The organism is Ruegeria sp. CI1 (assembly GCF_056536925.1).
On sequence record NZ_JBQFQP010000020.1, the window covers coordinates 28,656 to 43,601 of the forward strand.

General features: G+C 59.4%; 15 protein-coding genes. 7 read left to right on the forward strand and 8 right to left on the reverse strand.

The window, feature by feature from the left end:
* Nucleotides 1–5 precede the first annotated feature (5 nt).
* Entirely contained in the window at nt 6–464 is a 459-nt protein-coding gene (locus tag ACR0LZ_RS19390) for an Lrp/AsnC family transcriptional regulator (protein WP_480751742.1), read from the reverse strand.
* A gap of 131 nt (nt 465–595) precedes the next feature.
* Between ACR0LZ_RS19390 and ACR0LZ_RS19395 the strand changes: the two genes are divergently transcribed.
* The 3 genes from ACR0LZ_RS19395 to ACR0LZ_RS19405 all read left to right on the forward strand — a co-directional run bounded on the left by ACR0LZ_RS19395 (nt 596) and on the right by ACR0LZ_RS19405 (nt 2,951).
* Nucleotides 596–1,645, forward strand: coding sequence for a Glu/Leu/Phe/Val family dehydrogenase (locus tag ACR0LZ_RS19395; RefSeq protein ID WP_480751744.1), 1,050 nt, complete (start codon nt 596–598; stop codon nt 1,643–1,645).
* A 185-nt stretch (nt 1,646–1,830) separates the two neighbouring features.
* Entirely contained in the window at nt 1,831–2,319 is a 489-nt protein-coding gene (locus ACR0LZ_RS19400) for a peptidase associated/transthyretin-like domain-containing protein (RefSeq protein ID WP_480751746.1), read from the forward strand.
* A gap of 29 nt (nt 2,320–2,348) precedes the next feature.
* The gene (locus ACR0LZ_RS19405) at nt 2,349–2,951 is read left to right on the forward strand and encodes a ferric reductase-like transmembrane domain-containing protein (protein ID WP_480751748.1); all 603 of its coding nucleotides are present in this window, start codon (nt 2,349–2,351) and stop codon (nt 2,949–2,951) included.
* 27 nt (nt 2,952–2,978) lie between these two features.
* On the opposite strand, the gene trpS is transcribed toward ACR0LZ_RS19405, so the two are convergent.
* Nucleotides 2,979–4,001, reverse strand: coding sequence for a tryptophan--tRNA ligase (trpS, locus tag ACR0LZ_RS19410; protein WP_480751749.1), 1,023 nt, complete (start codon nt 3,999–4,001; stop codon nt 2,979–2,981).
* Between the two features lie 85 nt (nt 4,002–4,086).
* On the opposite strand from trpS, the gene ACR0LZ_RS19415 reads away from it, so the two are divergent.
* Complete coding sequence (locus tag ACR0LZ_RS19415) at nt 4,087–4,773, forward strand: rhomboid family intramembrane serine protease (protein ID WP_480751751.1); 687 nt, start codon at nt 4,087–4,089, stop codon at nt 4,771–4,773.
* A 15-nt stretch (nt 4,774–4,788) separates the two neighbouring features.
* Here the strand turns inward: ACR0LZ_RS19415 and ACR0LZ_RS19420 are convergent, their stop codons facing one another.
* The 5 genes from ACR0LZ_RS19420 to ACR0LZ_RS19440 all read right to left on the reverse strand — a co-directional run bounded on the left by ACR0LZ_RS19420 (nt 4,789) and on the right by ACR0LZ_RS19440 (nt 11,121).
* Complete coding sequence (locus tag ACR0LZ_RS19420) at nt 4,789–4,980, reverse strand: YgaP family membrane protein (protein ID WP_480751753.1); 192 nt, start codon at nt 4,978–4,980, stop codon at nt 4,789–4,791.
* Nucleotides 4,981–5,053: 73 nt separating this feature from the next.
* Nucleotides 5,054–5,638 carry a Crp/Fnr family transcriptional regulator gene (locus tag ACR0LZ_RS19425; RefSeq protein ID WP_480751755.1) on the reverse strand — a complete coding sequence of 195 codons (585 nt, stop codon included), beginning with the start codon at nt 5,636–5,638 and terminating at the stop codon, nt 5,054–5,056.
* Nucleotides 5,635–7,176, reverse strand: coding sequence for a murein biosynthesis integral membrane protein MurJ (gene murJ / locus ACR0LZ_RS19430; RefSeq protein WP_480751756.1), 1,542 nt, complete (start codon nt 7,174–7,176; stop codon nt 5,635–5,637). The genes ACR0LZ_RS19425 and murJ overlap by 4 nt, the downstream gene beginning before the upstream one ends.
* Nucleotides 7,173–9,989 carry a [protein-PII] uridylyltransferase gene (locus ACR0LZ_RS19435; RefSeq protein WP_480751758.1) on the reverse strand — a complete coding sequence of 939 codons (2,817 nt, stop codon included), beginning with the start codon at nt 9,987–9,989 and terminating at the stop codon, nt 7,173–7,175. The genes murJ and ACR0LZ_RS19435 overlap by 4 nt, the downstream gene beginning before the upstream one ends.
* Nucleotides 9,949–11,121, reverse strand: coding sequence for a penicillin-binding protein activator (locus ACR0LZ_RS19440; RefSeq protein ID WP_480751759.1), 1,173 nt, complete (start codon nt 11,119–11,121; stop codon nt 9,949–9,951). The genes ACR0LZ_RS19435 and ACR0LZ_RS19440 overlap by 41 nt, the downstream gene beginning before the upstream one ends.
* 87 nt (nt 11,122–11,208) lie before the next feature.
* On the opposite strand from ACR0LZ_RS19440, the gene rsmI reads away from it, so the two are divergent.
* The 3 genes from rsmI (at nt 11,209) to gshB (ending at nt 13,433) form a co-directional block, all read left to right on the forward strand.
* Entirely contained in the window at nt 11,209–12,066 is an 858-nt protein-coding gene (rsmI, locus tag ACR0LZ_RS19445) for a 16S rRNA (cytidine(1402)-2'-O)-methyltransferase (RefSeq protein ID WP_480751761.1), read from the forward strand.
* Between the two features lies 1 nt (nt 12,067).
* A complete protein-coding gene (locus tag ACR0LZ_RS19450) occupies nt 12,068–12,439 on the forward strand; it encodes a YraN family protein (RefSeq protein ID WP_480751763.1) in 372 nt (123 codons plus the stop codon).
* Nucleotides 12,440–12,500: 61 nt separating this feature from the next.
* A complete protein-coding gene (gene gshB, locus ACR0LZ_RS19455; protein WP_480751764.1) occupies nt 12,501–13,433 on the forward strand; it encodes a glutathione synthase in 933 nt (310 codons plus the stop codon).
* Here gshB and ACR0LZ_RS19460 read toward each other — a convergent pair.
* The gene (locus ACR0LZ_RS19460; RefSeq protein ID WP_480751766.1) at nt 13,430–14,944 is read right to left on the reverse strand and encodes a YifB family Mg chelatase-like AAA ATPase; all 1,515 of its coding nucleotides are present in this window, start codon (nt 14,942–14,944) and stop codon (nt 13,430–13,432) included. The genes gshB and ACR0LZ_RS19460 overlap by 4 nt on opposite strands.
* Between the last annotated feature and the right edge of the window lie 2 nt (nt 14,945–14,946).

Sequence of the window (14,946 nt, forward strand, 5' to 3'; positions counted from 1 at the left end):
CTTTTTCAGATCACCATGGGCAGAACCTCACGTTTGACCATGGTTCGCAACGCGAAATTTGACCGTAAATTTCTGATGCCCGGAATCTGCATCAAGCGATTTTCAAGAAAAGCGTCGAAGGCCGACAGATCGGCGGCGACCACCCGCAGCAGGATATCTCGCGACCCGGTCATGAGGTAACATTCCATCACCTCTTCGCAGCGCCGGATCGCGCGTTCGAACGCATCGATGGCCGCCCTGTCCTGTTTGTCCAGCTCAACCGAAACGAATATCGACACCCCCAGCCCGAGTTTTGCCGGATCGACCTGGGCGGCATAACCGGTGATGACTTTGTCCTTCTGAAGTCGTTCCAGTCGCCTTGCGCAGGGCGTTGCTGACAGTCCGATGGTCTCCGCAAGCTCGGTGACGGTTATTCGTCCGTCGCGCTGCAAGGCGCGTACGATTCTGCGATCTATCTCGTCCATTTAGTGAATCCACCCAAAAATTATTTACTCTGTAGGTGAAATCGCTAACACAGCGTTTGTCGACAGGCAATCTTGGTGAAAATCGCTCCAAACTCCGTGCGATGACTCGATAAGATCATTGGAGACGACAAATGAAGATTGTTGCGGTTGATGTGCCTGATCATGAGCAGGTCATCCAATTTGAAGACACGGAAGTTGGCCTCAAAGGATTCATTGCAATACACTCCACGCAACTTGGTCCCGCTGCGGGTGGCGTGAGAATGCGCCCCTACGGCCATCCGACAGAGGCGCTGAATGATGCCTTGCGCCTGTCGCGCGGTATGACGTTCAAGAATGCCGCGGCCGATCTTCCCCTGGGCGGGGGCAAGGCCGTCATCCTCGGCGACCCCACCATAGACAAGACACCCGAACTGATGCAGGCTTTTGGCCGCGCGGTGCAAAGCCTTGAGGGCCGCTATTGGACCGCCGAGGATATGGGCATGACACCCGCCGACATGGCGATGATCGGGACCGAAACGCGCTTTGTTGCAGGGCTCGCCGATGGCGAGTTTGCCAGCGGCGATCCTTCTCCGATCACCGCGCGCGGGATTTTTAATGCGATCCGGACGACAGCCCGGCACCGGTTCGGATCGTCTGATTTGACTGGCAAGACGGTTTCGGTACAGGGGCTGGGACATGTAGGTCACCATCTGTGCAAGCTGCTGACCGACGCTGGCGCCGGGTTGATCGCTACCGATATTGATGCGCAACAGGTGGCGCGCGTGGCCGAAGAGTTCGCGGCCCAACCGGTAAAGCCAGACGCGGTCTATGAGGCAGAGGCCGACATTTTCGCCCCCTGCGCTATCGGGGCGATCCTGAACGATGCCAGTATTCCGCTGCTCAAGGTTGGCGCGGTGGCAGGTGGGGCCAACAACCAGTTGGCAACCGAAGCCGATGCGCAGCGCCTGCATGACCGCGGCATTCTCTATGCGCCCGATTTCGTGGCCAACGGTGGTGGAATCATCAACGTGGCGACGGAAATCCTGCAGATCGCCAATCGAACGGATTGGGTCGCAGGCAAGCTGGATGCGCTGGATCGGACGATGGACCGGATTTTGACTCGTGCGGTCAATCAATCGGTTAGCCCCAATGATGTGGCCGAAGCCATCGTCCACGAGATCCTGCACCAGAAGGCGGCCTGAGACGCGCTGGGTCACTCGATAAAAAATGGCAGAGTACGCTCACGAAACGTTGATTGTGCTTTGCCATGTCTCTCCGTGTCCTGTTCCCGGAAACACTTCAGGTATGTTATGATTGGAGGAAGTACGGATGCGACCGGTCCCATCAGGCTGACCGTGTGTCTGTCCGTTGGACAGGAGACCAACACATGCAGACTTCTTTCTTCACCCGCCGTTCCCTTCTTGTCACGGGCGGCGCCCTTGTGGCGACCGGTGTGTCGGGCCATCTGGTTCCTGCCCGCGCCCAAGATCTTGCGCCTACGCCCTCGATGCGAGGTGGGGCCAACAATTATCTGCCGGGAGCTCCGATCGTGGAAAGGATCGGGGGCGGCGGGTTCTGGATGACGGGGACGGTGCGACGCGCTGGGGATGGTGCGCCGCTCGCCGGGCAAAGAATCCAGATCTGGGCGCATACGACCGAAGGGCACGAGCGTGAACCGCACAGTCACGGAGCCACGCTCACTGACGAACGTGGGGTTTTCCAGTTGGAAATGCCGCAGATCGTCCCCGCCTTCGGTCAGCCGCATGGCCATCTCGCTTATGACAGCGGCGAATTCGACACGGTATTCCTGCGCCCCATCATGCGCAGCGCAAACGACACCAGCCTTATTGCGCATTTCGTGCTTCGGCCTGTCTGATCGCGGTGGCGTTCACTGGGGCAGGTCGATTGCGCGTGATCCTGATCTGGAGTGCGCTCGCGATTGTACTCATCGTGCCGGTCGCCGCCGCAGCGATGAGCCCGCTGCTGGCCTGGCGCAATCCGGTTTACATCATGGCAGGGTTTGCTGGCGTTGTCGCGATGAGTCTTTTGCTTGTACAGCCCCTTCTGGCAGGCGGGTTATTGCCAAGGCTCTCCACTTACCGCAGCCGACGCGTGCATCGCGGGGTTGGCATCTGTCTGGCCGCCGCGGTGGTGGTTCATGTTGTCGGTCTCTGGATCACCAGCCCGCCGGATGTAGTCGACGCACTGCTGTTCGTGTCACCGACGCCGTTCTCGTTCTGGGGTGTCATCGCGATGTGGGCCGTGTTCGCTTCGGTGCTTCTGGCAGCACTCCGTCGGCGCCTGAAATGGCGTAACTGGAGACGCGGCCACACTGCCTGTGCGGCGGTGATTGTCGTCGGCGGCATTGTTCACGCCCTGATGATCCAGGGAACGATGGAGACGCTGTCCAAGGCCGTGCTGAGCGCGTTGGTTCTTGCCGCGACGGTCAAGACGTTCTCGGATCTGCGGGTCTGGTCAACCCGCGCCCGCCACCGCGCAAAAGACTGAAGCGGGGCGGTTCGCATGGCGTCTTCGTTACGTAGCGCCGACCATCCCGACAATTTCATAGGTCTTTCGCAGAATTGGCACGGAAATTTCGCGAGCTCGCTCTGCTCCACGTGCGAGAATCCGGTCAATCTCGGCCTGATCGTCCATCAACCGGGCCATTTCGCCCGAAATGGGGGCAAGCTTGGCAACTGCCAGATCAGCCAGCATCGGTTTGAATTCGCCAAACTGTTTGCCGCCTACCTCGGTCAGAACCTGATCAATGCTTTGATCGGCAAGCGCGGCAAAAATGTTGACCAGATTTCGCGCCTCTGGCCGCTCTTCCAGCCCCTTTGCTTCGGACGGCAGAGCATCGGGATCGGTTTTGGCTTTGCGGATCTTCCTGGCGATGGCGTCGGCGTCATCAGTCATGTTGATCCGGCTCATGTCAGAGGGGTCAGACTTTGACATCTTCTTGGACCCGTCACGCAGACTCATGACGCGGGTCGCGGCGCCCTCGATCACTGGTTCGGTGACGGGAAAGAAATCGGTGCCATAGTCGTTGTTGAACTTGATTGCGATGTCGCGGGTCAGTTCCAGATGCTGTTTCTGATCCTCACCCACCGGCACATGGGTGGCATGATAGATCAGGATGTCGGCGGCCATCAGCGAAGGATAGGCAAAGAGACCCAGCGAGGCGTTCTGCTGGTTCTTGCCAGCCTTGTCCTTCCATTGTGTCATCCGTTGCATCCAGCCCATTCGGGCGACGCAATTGAAAATCCACGCCAATTGGGCATGCTCGGGTACCTGGCTTTGATTGAACAGGATGGATTGTTCAGGATCGATGCCCGCGGCGATGAACCCTGCACACAGTTCACGCGTGTTGTGTGCAAGCGCTGCGGGGTCCTGCCAGACGGTGATCGCGTGCAGGTCGACCATGCAATAGATGGTTTCGAACTCTGGCCCCTGCATGTCCACAAAGCGTTTCATCGCGCCAAGGTAATTGCCAAGCGTCAGCCCGCCCGAGGGCTGGATGCCGGAAAACACCCGCGGCGTGAACTTTGTCTTGGTCATGGAAGAGAACTCCCGTCTGGAAAAATCGGCTTCCGTCGCTTACCCATGAGGCCAAGGGACGTCAACAGCCGCGAAAGGCCAGCCCATGAGCAGTGACCATTACACCCCAGCAGTAAACCCGTTGCCGCCCGTGGTGGTGGCGCTGGTTCTGTTCATCATGGGGGTCGAACTGAGTTTTACGCTTGGTGCGCGCGGGCTGGTCGGCGGGCCAGAAGCGGTCGGTTGGCGATTGGCGGCGATTCAGTCCTATGCATTCTCCGCCGATATCTTTGATTGGATGGTCGAGACTGGGCGCTGGCCGATAGAGCATGTTATCCGATTTGTCACTTACCCCTTTGTCCATGGCAGTTTCACACAGGCGGTATTTGTCTGCGTCTTCGTCCTGGCAATGGGCAAGATGGTCGGCGAGGTATTCGGCAGCGTGGCGATGATCCTGATCTTTGTTCTTTCGGGCATCGGAGGTGCGCTGGCCTATGCCATATTCCTCGATCCGCGCTACCCATTGATCGGTGGGTTTCCCGCCGTCTACGGCTTGATCGGGGCATTCACCTGGCTTTTGTGGCGCAAGCTGTCGTTGGTGGGCGCTAATCAGGCGCGCGCCTTCAGCCTTATTGCGGTGCTGATGGGGTTGCAACTGCTGTTCGGCCTGCTCTTTGGCGGCACCGGGGACTGGGTCGCCGATCTGGGTGGGTTTGCCACAGGATTCGGTTTGTCGTTCTTTCTGGCACCGGGTGGATGGGCGCGGATTGTCAGTCGTTTGCGCCGGGACTGACCCGGCGCAAAGGTCTTATTTCTTCATGGGACAGGTGTTGAGACCCAAGATGTGATACAGCGGGCAATACCCGAATACACCTGTCACCAATGGGATGATCCCGATCAGACCCCACATGCTTTGCGGGCCGATGACGGTGAGTGACAGAAGGACGAGGCCCAGCAGAACACGGGCGGCGCGATCAAAGGTTCCTTCGTTGCGGATCATGATGATTCTCCGAAATCAGATGCAGTTGATGGGTCCGTTATGATCCCATTTCGGAACCTGGTCGGTGACAGTGTCACCGTTCTTCGGCGGTAAGTCGCTCCAATCCGGCTTTGTCCAGTATTGTGACCTTCCCGCGTGCCAATTCGACCAGACCGAGGCGGGCAAATTCCGCTAGACGGCGGCTGACAAAGGCCCGACCCGAGGCGGTTTCGGTGGCCAGCGCCTCATGCGTGGCCTGTACCACCCCTTCTTTTGCAAGCCGCAACAGGACGCGGGCGAGCCGGGCGTCAAAACCGGTCAGGGCGACCTCTTCGACAAGCTGTTCGAAATCGGCAAAACGGCGGGCGACGGCAGTCAGGACCTCGGTTCGAAAACCTTCATCCGAGGCCATGGCCGAACGAAAGGCCGCATGAGGGATGATTTCGCCTTTGACCGCCGTTTCGGCCACTCCTTCGGCAGAATAACTGCGGCCCTCGGTGAGGCAGGCGAAGGTTTGCAGGCAGACATCACCGGGATTCACACGATAAAGGACAACTTCGCGACCATTCGGGGCCGTCAGTGTTACCCGGATCGTACCTTGGGCCAGCCGAACAAATCCTGGACACTCTTGACCTGGGCGGAACACAACGGTGCCTGCGGGAAGGTCGAGCTTGCTCATGACCTGCGCATCGCCCGTTTGAATTCGGACATACGGAAGGCGCCGAGTGCCTGGCCCGAACCGAAATAGACGACTGCGGCGATGGCAATCAAACCTAGCAAAGCCATGTATCTCCAGCTGGGCACGGCAAAAATCCAGCCGAACAGCGATACGATGGCAATCAGTACAAAACCCATAATCGCGGATGATGCGGCAATCCGCCAGGCGCGCTTGCGGAACCGGTCGTCGAACCGCGCGACCTCACCCATGCGGCGTGCGCCCAAGGCAAGTTGTAGAACCATGACCCAGCCGGCAACCGAGGTCGCAATCGCCGGGGCGATCCAACCGATGACCGGGTAGAGGCCAAACGCGAGCGTGGCGTTGATCACCATCGCGACGACCGCATAACGAAAAGGCGATTTGGTGTCTTCGCGGGCGAAGAAGAGCGGTTGCAGCAGTTTCTGCAGCATGAAGGCTGGCAAACCCAATCCGTAGATGGCAACGGCGAGGGCGGTGGCGGCGCTGTCTTCGGCACTGAAATGGCCGCGTTGGAACAGGACCGAGACGAGAGGCAGCGGAATGACCACCAATGCAACGGTGGAGGGAAGTGTCAGGAGCATTGAAAACTCCCCAGCACGCGAAAACGCATCGCGTGCTCCGATATCGTCCCCGGCCCTCAATCGGCGTGACAGATCGGGAAGCAACACGATCCCGACAGCAATGCCCACGACCCCGAGCGGGAGTTGGTACAAACGATCGGCCGCAAATAGCCAGCTCACCGCCTTTTCGGTTTTTGACGCCACCAGTTGCCCGACAACAAGGTTCACCTGGGTTACGCCCATCGCCAACGCAGCGGGCAGTGCAATGCGCACCATATGGCGCATCTCGGGGGAAAGGCGGGGCAGGCCGGGTCGGATGCTGATGCCCGCGCGCTCTGTCGCAACCCAGACAAGTGTCAATTGCGCGATACCCGCAAGAGGGATCACCCAGATCAACCAGTTGATGACATCGCCACCAAGAACGGCGCCCAAAATCATTGCCGCACAGGCAAAGATGTTCAGCAGGACGGGGGCTGCGGCGGCAGCGGCAAACCGACCGGTGGCGTTCAGCACTCCGGAAAACAGCGCTGCCAGCGACATGAACAGGATATAGGGAAAGACGACATATCCATAGCCGACGGCCAGCTCGAAACGTTCGTCTCCATAGAAACCTTCGGCCGTGACCCAGACCAGAGCCGGCATGAAAATCATCGCCAGCCCAACCAGCGCCAGAACCGCCGCGCCCAGCAGGTTGAACGCGGCCCGTGCAAAACTTTCGGCGTCTTCGCCACCTTCCAACCGCTTCGAGAACATAGGCACGAAAGCTGCATTGAACGCGCCTTCGGCGAAAAAACGGCGGAACATGTTGGGTAGGCGGAACGCGGCGACAAAGGCGTCCATCACCGGGCCGGGGCCAATATAGGCGGCCAACAGAATTTCCCTGAGAAATCCCAAAATTCGACTGGCGAGGGTCCAGAACCCGACCGTGAACAGCCCCGAAAGCAGTCTGATGGGCTTCATGACGCGGCCCGCTCCGCGCCTTCGGTGATCGCCCTGCGCAGCTTGGATTCAAGTCCACGCTGCTTGCTGTCCGAGTAGTACTTCAGGCCGAACATGTCCTTGACATAGAACGTGTCGACCACCTGTTCCCCATATGTGGCAATGACTGCATTTGCTATATAGACATTCGCGGCAGCCAGAGTGCGCGCCAGATCATAAAGCAGCCCGGGCCGGTCGCGTGTGTCCACTTCGATGATCGTGTAAATTTCTGACCCATCATTGTCGAAAGTGATGTGTGTGGGCACATTGAACGCTTTTTCGCGCTTCTTGATCTTATCACGCGACTTAAAGGCATCCCGAGCCACCACTTCGCCTTTCAGCGTCTTGTGGATCATCTGGGTGAGGCGAGGAAGGCGCGAGGCTTCGAACGGATGGCCTTCGGCATCCTGTATCCAGAAGGCATCGGTCACATAGCCGTCCTTGGTGGTATAGCTTCGGGCATCGACCACATTGGCGCCGGCCAAGGCAAGTGCACCGGCAATGCGGGCAAAAATGCCAGGATGATCGCCCATCGTGAAACAGGCACGGGTGGCGTCGCGATCCTCGTCTGGTTGCAGCCGGATTTCCATCGCGCCCTCATCGCCGCTTTCGTCCAGAACCCGCAGCATGTCTGCGAACTCGATGTGGGTCGACAAGTTCAGACCCTGCCAATAGGGGTCATAGTGGCGCCCGGTCTCGGTTTTGAGATCAACCTTGGACCACTCCTCCAGCGCCTCGCGCAGAGCCTTCTTGGCCTCCGCGCCCCGATTGGCACGGTTGAGATCCTCCATCCCGGTTTCCAATGCCCGTTTGGTTTCCTTGTGGAGCGCCCTGAGCAGCGTGGCTTTCCAGTTGTTCCAGGTGGTCGGCCCGACACCGCGAATATCGCAGACGGTCAGAACCGTCAGCAAGTCCAGCCGCTTGACGGTCTGCACTGCCTTGGCAAAATCCCGGACGGTACGCGGGTCGGAAATGTCGCGCTTTTGTGCCATGTCGGACATCAGCAGGTGATACCGCACCAACCATTCGACAGTTTCACTGTCGGATTTGTTAAGCCCCAGCCGCGGTGCTACCTTGCGGGCGATCTTGGCGCCCAGGATCGAATGATCTTCAGGCCGCCCCTTGGCGATATCGTGCAGCAGCAAGGCGACATACAGAACCTTGCGGTTGACCCCGCGTTTGAGGATGGATGAGGCGAGCGGCAATTCCTCGATCAACTCTCCGCGCTCGATCTGGGCAAGGTTGACGATGGTCTGGATCGTATGCTCGTCCACCGTATAGCTGTGATACATGTTGAACTGCATCATAGCGACAATGGGCTCGAATTCCGGCAGAAAGGCCGTGAGCACCCCCAGTTCGTTCATGCGCCTGAGGGCACGTTCGGGATTGCCATGTTTGAGCATCAGATCAAGGAAAATGCGTTGCGCATCCTTGTCGTTGCGCATGTCTTCGTCAATCAGGTCAAGGTTTGCTGTCACCAGCCGCATCGCATCGGGGTGGATCAGCATACCCGTCCGCAAGCCTTCCTCGAAGAGGCGCAGAAGGTTCATCTTGTCGGCCAGAAATTTCTTGGGATCGACAACGGCCAGCCGCCCATGAACCACCTTGTAGCCTGCTTTCAGCCTGCGGCGGCGGCGGAAAATGCGTTGCAGCAAGGGGGCACTTTTCATGTGCGCCGCTTCCAGCTTGGTCAGAAAGATTCGGGTCAGTTCGCCAACGCGTGTCGCCTCGCGGAAGTACTTCTGCATGAAAATCTCAACACCGCGCCGACCGGCCCGGTCCTTGTATCCCATGCGTTCCGCCACCTCGACCTGCATATCAAAGGTCAGCTGTTCGGTGGCCCGTCCGGTGACCAGATGCAGATGTGAGCGGACGGCCCAAAGAAACTCTTCGGCCTGCACAAACGTGTTGAATTCGTCCTTGGTGAACAGGCCCAGCGGTACCAGTTCCGCCACATCTTGAACATCATAGACATACTTGGCGATCCAATAGAGCGATTGCAGGTCACGCAGGCCGCCTTTGCCTTCCTTGACGTTGGGTTCGACCATGTAACGCTCACCCTGTTTGTGGTGGCGCTCGTCACGCTCGTTCAGTTTGGCTTCGATAAACTCGCCTTCTGATCCTTTGAACAGGTCGGCGTGAAGGCGTTTGTTCAGCTCTTTCGCCAACGCCTGGTCCCCAACCAGAAACCGATGCTCCAGCATTGCCGTGCGGATGGTGAAATCGTCGGTGCCAAGTCGCAGGCAATCCTTGATCGTCCGCGAAGAATGTCCGACCTTCAGCCGTAAATCCCATAGCATGTATAGCATGGATTCGATCACGCTTTCGGCCCAGGCCGTGATTTTGTACGGTGTCAGGAACAGCAGATCGACGTCTGAAAAGGGCGCCATCTCGCCACGGCCATAACCACCGACGGCCAGAACCGCGATGCGTTCGCCGCGCGTCGGATTGGCCAGCGGGTGCAGGATTTCACCGGCGACGTGCAAGGCCGTGTGAACCAGTCCGTCCGTCAGATAGGTGTACGCCCGAGTGAGCGGTCGCGCAGCAAAGGGTTGCGCGGAAAAGGCCTCGGCAATCGCGGCGCGGCCGGATTTCTGAACCCCGCGCAGGATTTTCACGACCTCTGTTCGCAAGGTCGCGTTGTCGCTGCACGTCTCACGCAATTCCGCGATGCGGGTGCGCACCGCACTGTGGTCGAAAATTGCTTCGGGCGCGCAGATCAGCTCGTCACCGGGTCTGGGATAGGTGGCCGGATCAGAAGCCGGCGCCAGAGAAGCTTGTTGGGGCAGGGTCAATCACAACCACCTGTTTGTTCTGGATCGTGGCAACGGCCAGTCCGCGTTCATTAGTTCCGTCGGGACGCAAGCGGAAAATACCGCCCACACCTTGAAAGCCCGCGCCTTGCGTCAGCGCGGCCCCTGTCAATGCATCCGATTTGCCAGCACTGACCAGTGCGCCGATTGCCGCGATGCCGTCATAGGCAAGCCCGCCAATAGGGTGCGGGGCGCCGCCATAAGTTGCTTGATAGCGCGAGTTGAACGCCTGTGCCTTGGCAGGGTCGGGCAGGGCGAACCAGCCCCCCTGAACACCCGGCAGTTCCAGTGTCTGCGCCGGTATATCCCAGCGCGTTAGACCGATGAATTGAGTGGTTGCCGGTGAAACGCCTGCTTCGGGCAGCAATTGGCTATACAGCGGCAAGGCACCAGCCGTAGTTGCGGTCAGGAAAATCGAATCCGCGCCAGAGGCATCCACAGTCGACTTGATTGTCGGGACCGAGTTGATGACTCCCTGTTGCGAGCGTTCATAACTGATATCGCCCGCTTTGCGCACACTGGTGCGGCTGATCGCGCGGTCTATGGCGGCCTTGCCGACCTGCCCCGCCTCGTCATTGCTGTAGACGACGACCATGTTGGTCTTGCCTTGACGTGCCGCATAAGTGGTCAGGCGGTTGGCGGTGTTGTCAAAGGTCGGACCAAGAACAAAGACATTGCCGCCGGCGATGTTGGTGTTGTTCGAAAACGACAGCACATTGACATTGTCGTTCAAAACGGCCAGCCCCGCCGCGTTTGCAGCTTGGGCATAAACCGGGCCGAGGATGATCTTGGCCCCGTCATCCACCGCTTGCTGCGCCACAGCGGCTGCCGTGGTGGCGTTGCCCACAGTGTCGTAAACGCGCAGGTCGATCTGGACATTCTGCAAATCCGCGATTGCCAGCCGCGCCGAGTTTTCAAGGCTTTGCGCCAGAACCGCGTCGCCCGATTGCGGCGAACCACGCGGCACCAGCAGCGCGACCGGCACAGGTTTCGAAGTGTTGATCGACGGGCCGCCGCCGGTGGCGACCGGGTCACAGGCCGACAGGAATCCGGCCGCGGCGAGGGCCATTGCGGACAAGGCCAGTTTGCGGGCAGGCTTGCAAAGGCTGAACATCTAAATCAAAACTCCCTGATCTGGCGGTCTGAGATGCCGCCTTGTGTTGATCCGCGATAATAAACGTCACGCAGAGGGGGTCCAGAGTTGAATTTCCAAAAGACCAGATTGACGCCCGGACTGTACTTTATCGCAACGCCGATCGGCACGGCCCGAGACATCACGCTTCGGGCGCTGGACGTTCTGGCATCGGCGGACGTGATCGCGGCAGAGGATACTCGCAGCCTACGCCGCCTGATGGAAATTCACGGGGTTCCGTTGGACGGGCGGCGGATACTGGCTTATCACGACCACAGTGGAGCGGCAGCACGCGAAAAATTGCTGGAGGCACTGTCCCAAGGTTCATCGGTCGCCTATGCCTCCGAGGCAGGCATGCCCTTGATAGCCGATCCGGGGTACGATCTGGGGCGTCAGGCCACCGAGGCCGGTCACACCGTCACATGCGCGCCCGGTCCGTCTGCGGTGTTGACTGCGCTAACACTCGCAGGGCTGCCGACCGACGCCTTCTTTTTCGCAGGTTTCTTGCCCAATGCATCGGGCGCGCGGCGGGCGCGACTTGAGGCCCTGCGCGATGTTCCCGGAACGCTTGTGTTCTACGAATCTCCCAAACGGATTGCGGCAAGTTTGACGGATATGTCCGAGACGTTGGGCGGCGACCGCCCTGCGGCTGTGTGTCGGGAGTTGACCAAGAAATTCGAGGAGATCCGGCGCGGACCACTGATCGAACTTGCGGACGCTTACAAAGGGGCGTCGGTCAAGGGAGAGATCGTGGTGCTGGTCGACCGGCCGCGTTCACAAAGCATTAGCGAGTTGGACGTAGAAGAGGCATTGCGGACTGCATTAGAAACGCATTCAGTTCGGGACGCGGCGGATCTGGTTGCAAGGATGTACGACCTGCCACGCCGTCCTCTGTACCAAAAGGCGTTGAATCTGGGAAAAGGGTGAAATGCGGAACAAATCGGTGCGTGGGTCGATAGCCTATCACTCCGGGCTGGCCGCCGAAGATCGCATCGCGTCGGACTATCAGAAGCGTGGGTTCACAATTCTGCAACGACGCTGGCGCGGAGCCGGGGGTGAAATAGACCTGATCGCTCGGAACGGCGATGGTATCGTTTTCATCGAAGTCAAAAAAAGCAACAGTTTCGATCGCGCCGCCGAATCCCTGGGTCGTCGGCAGATGGCGCGGATTGCCGCGTCAGCCGAAGAGTTTTTGGCACGCGAACCAGACGGACAGTTGACCAATGCGCGATTCGACGTGGCCCTTGTCGATGTGGCGGGGCGCTTTCAAATTCTCGAAAACGCGTTTGGTTTGATCTGAACGCCATTGCACCCCCCTGCATGCTGCGCCATGTATCTGGCGTGGAAATGAGGGACGCGTCATGAAAATCGCCTTTCAGATGGACCCGATCGGGGCCGTGAACATAAATGCGGACAGTTCGTTCCGTCTGGCTGAAGAGGCACAGGCACGCGGGCATGATCTGTTTTTCTATGGGCCTGACCATCTTGCCTATCAGGAAGGTCGGATCACCGCACGTGGTCATGACATGACGATACAGCGTGTTGCCGGAAATCCGGCGGTGTTGGGACCCGAGCGTGAGGTCGATCTGGGCGACTATGACGTGGTCTGGCTGCGACAGGATCCGCCATTCGACATGCATTACATCACGTCGACGCATTTGTTGGACCGGCTCAAGGGGAAAACGCTGGTGGTGAACGATCCGTTCTGGGTTCGGAACTATCCCGAAAAGCTTCTGGTTCTGGATTTTCCTAACCTGACGCCACCCACAACGATTGCGCGCGACCTGCAGACAATCAAGGCGTTCAAGGCCAAGCATGGCGACATCATCCTGAAACCGCTTTATGGCAACGGCGGTGCAGGCGTGTTCCGGTTGGATGAGAATGACCGCAACCTCTCTTCGCTGCATGAACTGTTCACCGGATTCTCGCGCGAGCCATTGATCGTGCAGAAATTCCTGCCGGATGTCCGCAATGGGGACAAGCGAGTTATTCTGGTCGATGGCGAGGCAGTTGGCGCAATCAACCGTGTTCCCGCCGAAGGCGAGACCCGGTCGAACATGCATGTGGGCGGTCGCCCGGAAAAAATCGGCCTTTCAGAACGTGACCTGGAAATCTGCGCGGCTATCGGGCCTTTGCTGAAAGAAAAGGGCCAGGTTTTCGTAGGAATCGACGTGATCGGCGAATATCTGACCGAGATCAACGTGACCTCTCCCACCGGAATTCAGGAGTTGGAGCGTTTCAACGGCGTCAACATCGCCGAGAAGATCTGGCTGGCGATAGAGGCAAAAATCTAGGCAGTTACCTTGGCGCTGATCCGAAAACTCAGCGCCTCGGCCACATGGGGGCGGCGCACATCCTCTGTGCCTTCCAGATCGGCAATGGTGCGCGCAACACGTAGGATGCGGTGATATGCGCGCGCCGACAGGCCGAAGCGGTCGGCCGCTTTCAACAGCAGTTCCTTGCCTTCGGTATCGGGCGTAGCGATCTGTTCCAGAGTCTTGCCTTCGACATCGGCGTTCTGCCTGATCCGTGGATGGTCGCGAAAGCGCTGAGCCTGCACCTCGCGCGCGGCCGCGACCCGAATGGCCACGGTAGCGGAACTGTCACCCGAAGGCGGCAGATCGAGATCCGTGAACCCGACCGGTGGCACTTCCATCCTCAAATCAAAGCGGTCCATCAGTGGGCCGGAGATGCGCCCCAGATAATCGTCGCCGCAATTAGGCGCACGGGCACAGGCCCGACCGGGATCGGTCAGATACCCGCACTTGCATGGGTTCGCGGCGGCCACCAGCATGAAACGGCAGGGATACTTCACGTGCGCATTGGCACGGGCAACCATGACCTCGCCGGTTTCGATTGGCTGCCGCAGGGTCTCCAGAACGGTGCGCGGAAACTCTGGAAACTCATCCATGAACAGAACGCCGTTATGGGCCAGCGAAATCTCGCCCGGTTTCGCCCCTTTGCCACCACCAACGATGGCGGCCATCGAAGCGGTATGGTGCGGTTCTCGAAAGGGGCGGGTCCGGCTGATCCCACCCTCATCCAGTAGTCCGCACAAGGACTGGATCATCGAGGTTTCCAGCGCCTCGGCGGCGGTCAATGGCGGTAGTATTCCAGGAATGCGTGCGGCAAGCATGGATTTTCCCGAGCCGGGCGTGCCGATCATGATCAGATGGTGCCGCCCGGCGGCGGCGATCTCAAGCGCACGTTTAGCTCGTTCCTGTCCTTTCACGTCGCGCAGGTCGCGGGGACAGGGAGACAAGTCAACCTCTCCCGGTTGGGCCTCGGGCAAGGGTGACTGGCCGGAAAAGTGCCGGACGACCGCGCCCAAGGTATCTGCCCCAATCACCTGCGTGGCCCCAACCCAGGCTGCCTCGGCGCTGGAGGCGCGGGGGCAAAGCAGAATGCGGTCATGTTCGGCGGCAGTCATGGCGGCGGGCAGGGCTCCGACGACCGGCATCAGTGCGCCGTCCAGCGACAACTCACCCAACGCTACCGCGCCCTCGACCGCATCGTGTGGGATGATTTCCAGCGCGGCCAAAAGCGCCATGGCGATTGGTAGGTCGAAATGGCTGCCTTCCTTGGGCAGGTCGGCGGGTGACAGGTTGATCGTCACCCGCTTGGATGGCAACGCAATGGCCATCGAACTAAGCGCGCTGCGCACCCGGTCACGGGCTTCGGAGACCGCTTTGTCCGGCAGCCCGACGATGGAAAACGCGGGCAGACCCGGCGTGACGGCGCACTGCACCTCGACCGGGCGGGCCTCGACGCCTTGAAACGCGACGGTGTGGGCGCGGGCGACCATAT

Bases quoted from the DNA above. Each gene is read 5' to 3' on its own strand.
- ACR0LZ_RS19390 (WP_480751742.1), bottom strand. From the start codon at position 464: ATGGACGAGATAGATCGCAGAATCGTACGCGCCTTGCAGCGCGACGGA.
- ACR0LZ_RS19395 (WP_480751744.1), top strand. From the start codon at position 596: ATGAAGATTGTTGCGGTTGATGTGCCTGATCATGAGCAGGTCATCCAA.
- ACR0LZ_RS19400 (WP_480751746.1), top strand. From the start codon at position 1,831: ATGCAGACTTCTTTCTTCACCCGCCGTTCCCTTCTTGTCACGGGCGGC.
- trpS (WP_480751749.1), bottom strand. From the start codon at position 4,001: ATGACCAAGACAAAGTTCACGCCGCGGGTGTTTTCCGGCATCCAGCCC.
- ACR0LZ_RS19415 (WP_480751751.1), top strand. From the start codon at position 4,087: ATGAGCAGTGACCATTACACCCCAGCAGTAAACCCGTTGCCGCCCGTG.
- ACR0LZ_RS19420 (WP_480751753.1), bottom strand. From the start codon at position 4,980: ATGATCCGCAACGAAGGAACCTTTGATCGCGCCGCCCGTGTTCTGCTG.
- ACR0LZ_RS19425 (WP_480751755.1), bottom strand. From the start codon at position 5,638: ATGAGCAAGCTCGACCTTCCCGCAGGCACCGTTGTGTTCCGCCCAGGT.
- murJ (WP_480751756.1), bottom strand. From the start codon at position 7,176: ATGAAGCCCATCAGACTGCTTTCGGGGCTGTTCACGGTCGGGTTCTGG.
- ACR0LZ_RS19440 (WP_480751759.1), bottom strand. From the start codon at position 11,121: ATGTTCAGCCTTTGCAAGCCTGCCCGCAAACTGGCCTTGTCCGCAATG.
- ACR0LZ_RS19450 (WP_480751763.1), top strand. From the start codon at position 12,068: ATGCGGAACAAATCGGTGCGTGGGTCGATAGCCTATCACTCCGGGCTG.
- gshB (WP_480751764.1), top strand. From the start codon at position 12,501: ATGAAAATCGCCTTTCAGATGGACCCGATCGGGGCCGTGAACATAAAT.
- ACR0LZ_RS19460 (WP_480751766.1), bottom strand. From the start codon at position 14,944: ATGGTCGCCCGCGCCCACACCGTCGCGTTTCAAGGCGTCGAGGCCCGC.